We start from the raw sequence: 3,280 nt of genomic DNA on the forward strand, positions 1-3,280 counted from the left end.
CCTCTTCGCCACAAACCCCGCCCCCACATGCGTCTGGTTGCGGGAAGTGATTTTGTTACCCCCAAATACATATTGTGGGTGGGGGTTGCCGCGCGAAAGCGGTCTCACGGGCAATATCGATGTTGAATGCTCTGGCCTCTTCGCGAGCAAGCCCGCTCCCACATTGGGTATTTGTGCGCGACTCAAGCCGCGCTGGCGGCGAATTTCTCAAAGTAAAAGTTCGCCGGCTTGATGCCTTGCTCGCCAATGTACTTGCTGACGGCCTCGACCATCGGCGGCGGGCCGCACAGGTAGACGTCGACGTCGCCATCGTTCAAATGCCCTGGCTCGATGTGCTGGGTCACGTAGCCCTTGAGCGGATGTTGGCTCTCGGGGCTGGCGACACAGGTGCTGAAGGTGAAGTTGGGGATGCGCGCGGCGAAGGCTGCCAGACGATCGAGCTCCACCAGATCGAAATCGTGGGTCACGCCGTAGATCAGATGCAGCGGGTGATCGCTGCCCTGCTCGGCGATCTTCTCCAGCATTGCGGTGAACGGCGCCAGCCCGGTGCCACCGGCCAACAGCAGCAATGGACGGCGAATGTCACGCAGGTAAAAACTGCCCAACGGTCCTGCCAGGCGCATGCTGTCGCCGGCCTTGGCCATGCCGGTGAGGAAACTGCTCATCAAGCCGCCCGGCACGTTGCGGATCAGGAAGCTGACCTCGCCATCGCGCTGCAACGAACTGAATGAATAAGCCCGGGTCTGCTCGCTGCCGGGGATCCCCAGATTCACGTATTGCCCCGGCAGGAACGCCAGCTTGCTCAAGGACTCACCCTTGATCGACAGCGCGATGGTGCTGTCGGACAACTGGCGCACGGCGCTGATGGTCGCGTCGTAACTGGCCTGGCGGGTACGACAGACTTCCGAGGACGTCGGCACCCGCACCACGCAGTCACTCCGGGCGCGCATCTGGCAGGTCAGGACAAAACCCTGCTCGGCCTCTTCGGGGCTGAGGGCGTCTTCGATGTACTCCTCGCCCAGATCATAGGTGCCAGCCTCGGCAAAACACTTGCAGGTGCCGCAGGCGCCGTCGCGGCAGTCCAGCGGGATGTTGATGCCCTGGCGATACGCGGCGTCGGCCACGGTTTCGCCGGCATTGGCGTCGATGAAACGGGTGACGCCGTCTTCAAAATTGAACGCGATGGAATGGGTCATGACGGCCGCCTCACAAGTGGTAAACATCGATGACCTGGCGAACGTAGTCGTTCTTCAGGATCACTTTCTTGGCCAGGATCAGCGGGTTTTCACCGCGCACGTCGAGGGTGTAGAAACTGCTGCCGAAATAGCTGTCGACGGTCTTGTAGCGAAAGCTCAGGGTGTGCCAGTTGAAGCGCACCTTGCACAATCCGTCGGCCTGTTCGAGCAGCTCGATGTTGCTGATGTTGTGAGACGTGCGGGTGTCCGGCACGCTGGCGCTGGAGCGCTCGGTCTTGATGCGGAAGATACGGTCTTCCAGGCCGGTGCGGTTGCCGTACCAGATCAGCGAGATTTCCCGCTGCGGGTCTTCGGTCAACTCGTCGTTGTCATCCCAGGACGGCATCCAGAACGTTGCGTCCGGGGCGTAAAGCTCCAGCCACTCGTCCCACTGCCGGTCATCGAGGTAACGGGCTTCGCGGTAGAGAAAGTCGCGCACGGTATCAAAGGAAATGCTCATTGCACGTCCTCCACGGCGATCAACTTCGACTGCTCGGCGGCCAGGGCCTTGAGCATGGTCTGCTGCCAGTACTTGTGTTGCAGCACGAACAGGCCCTCGTCTTCGGTGCGCACACCACTGAGCAGCGGATGCAGGTCGATTTCCCTGGCTGCCTCGTCGGCGCCTTCGATCCAGTGCTCAGCGCCACGGGACATGTCGTTCCAGGTGGTGACGCTGCCCTGGTAGCTGGTCTGGCAGGAGCGGAACTCTTCCAGATCGTCCGGCGTGGCCATGCCGCTGACGTTGAAGAAGTCTTCGTACTGGCGAATCCGGCTGGACCGCGCGTGGTCGCTTTCGCCTTTGGGCGCGATGCAGTAGATGGTGATTTCCGTGCGGTTGACCGAGATCGGCCGGGCGATGCGGATCTGCGAGCTGAACTGGTCCATCAGGTACACGTTGGGGTACAGGCACAGGTTGCGTGAGTTCTCGATCATCCAGTCGGCGCGGGCCTTGCCGAAGTCCTGGGCCAGTTCGTCGCGACGTTCGTACAGCGGGCGGTCCTCGGGGTTGGCCCACCGGGTCCAGAGCAACATGTGGCCCTTGTCGAAGGAATAGAAACCGCCGCCCTGCTTGGCCCAGCTGCCGGCGCTCATGGTCGGGTTTTCGTCACCGGCTTCGCGCTGTTTGCGCTGGTTCTGGGTGGCGGCGTAGTTCCAGTGCACGGAGCTGACGTGGTAGCCGTCGGCGCCGTTTTCGGCGGTGAGCTTCCAGTTGCCTTCGTAGATGTAGCTGGAAGAACCGCGCAGCACTTCCAGGCCATCGGCGGACTGGTCGACGATCATGTCGATGATCTTCGCCGACTCGCCAAGGTGCTCGACCAGCGGCAGTACATCGGCGTTGAGACTGCCGAACAGGAAGCCACGATACGACTCGAAACGCGCCACGCGGGTCAGGTCGTGGGAGCCTTCGCAGTTGAAGCTCGACGGGTAGCCGGCGTTCGCCGGGTCCTTGACCTTGAGCAGCTTGCCGGAGTTGTTGAACGTCCAGCCGTGGAACGGGCAGGTGTAGGAGCTTTTGTTGCCGGACTTGTGCCGGCACAGGGTCGCGCCGCGATGGCTGCAGGCATTGATGAACGCGTTCAGTACACCGTCCTTGTTGCGTGCGATAAAGATCGACTGACGCCCCATGGTGGTGGTGTAGAAATCGTTGATGTTGGGGATCTGGCTTTCGTGGGCCAGATACAGCCAGTTGCCTTCGAAGATGTGCTGCATCTCCAGATCGAACAACCGGGGGTCGGTGAACATCTCGCGCTTGCAGCGATAGAGGCCCTGCTCGGGATCGTCTTCAAGCAGGGAATGCAAATATTCGGGTCGCAGGGACATGGCCGCCGCCTCCATTGTTATTGTTCAGGCAGGGCCATGCTAGGACGGGGGATCAGGCTGGAATATCCGCTGGGTGCAGACCTTTATCCGTTTTGTGCAGGGGGATTTTTTGTAGAGACCAGGTTTGCCGCCATGCACATCCATCAAGACTCGGAACCTGTGGGAGCGGGCTTGCTCGCGAAGGCGGTGTGTCAGGCAAGGTCAATGCCGGCTGACACTCCCTC

At 61.2% G+C, this 3,280-nt stretch carries 3 protein-coding genes; all 3 read right to left on the bottom strand.

From position 1 onward, the window contains the following. Positions 1–182 precede the first annotated feature (182 nt). Genes benC through benA form a run of 3 tightly spaced genes read right to left on the bottom strand, consistent with a single transcriptional unit; the run spans position 183 to position 3,056 of the window. Positions 183–1,196, bottom strand: a complete 1,014-nt coding sequence (gene benC, locus ACCD00_RS30350; RefSeq protein WP_413428882.1) for a benzoate 1,2-dioxygenase electron transfer component BenC — start codon at positions 1,194–1,196, stop codon at positions 183–185. A gap of 10 nt (positions 1,197–1,206) precedes the next feature. After that, entirely contained in the window at positions 1,207–1,695 is a 489-nt protein-coding gene (gene benB, locus ACCD00_RS30355; RefSeq protein WP_413428883.1) for a benzoate 1,2-dioxygenase small subunit, read from the bottom strand. After that, the gene (gene benA, locus ACCD00_RS30360) at positions 1,692–3,056 is read right to left on the bottom strand and encodes a benzoate 1,2-dioxygenase large subunit (RefSeq protein ID WP_413428884.1); all 1,365 of its coding nucleotides are present in this window, start codon (positions 3,054–3,056) and stop codon (positions 1,692–1,694) included. The genes benB and benA overlap by 4 nt, the downstream gene beginning before the upstream one ends. Positions 3,057–3,280 lie beyond the last annotated feature (224 nt).

It is taken from the genome of Pseudomonas sp. Pseusp3, assembly GCF_047304225.1.
Lineage (GTDB): Bacteria > Pseudomonadota > Gammaproteobacteria > Pseudomonadales > Pseudomonadaceae > Aquipseudomonas > Aquipseudomonas fluorescens_CD.

Bases quoted from the DNA above. Each gene is read 5' to 3' on its own strand.
- benC (WP_413428882.1), bottom strand. From the start codon at position 1,196: ATGACCCATTCCATCGCGTTCAATTTTGAAGACGGCGTCACCCGTTTC.
- benA (WP_413428884.1), bottom strand. From the start codon at position 3,056: ATGTCCCTGCGACCCGAATATTTGCATTCCCTGCTTGAAGACGATCCC.
- benB (WP_413428883.1), bottom strand. From the start codon at position 1,695: ATGAGCATTTCCTTTGATACCGTGCGCGACTTTCTCTACCGCGAAGCC.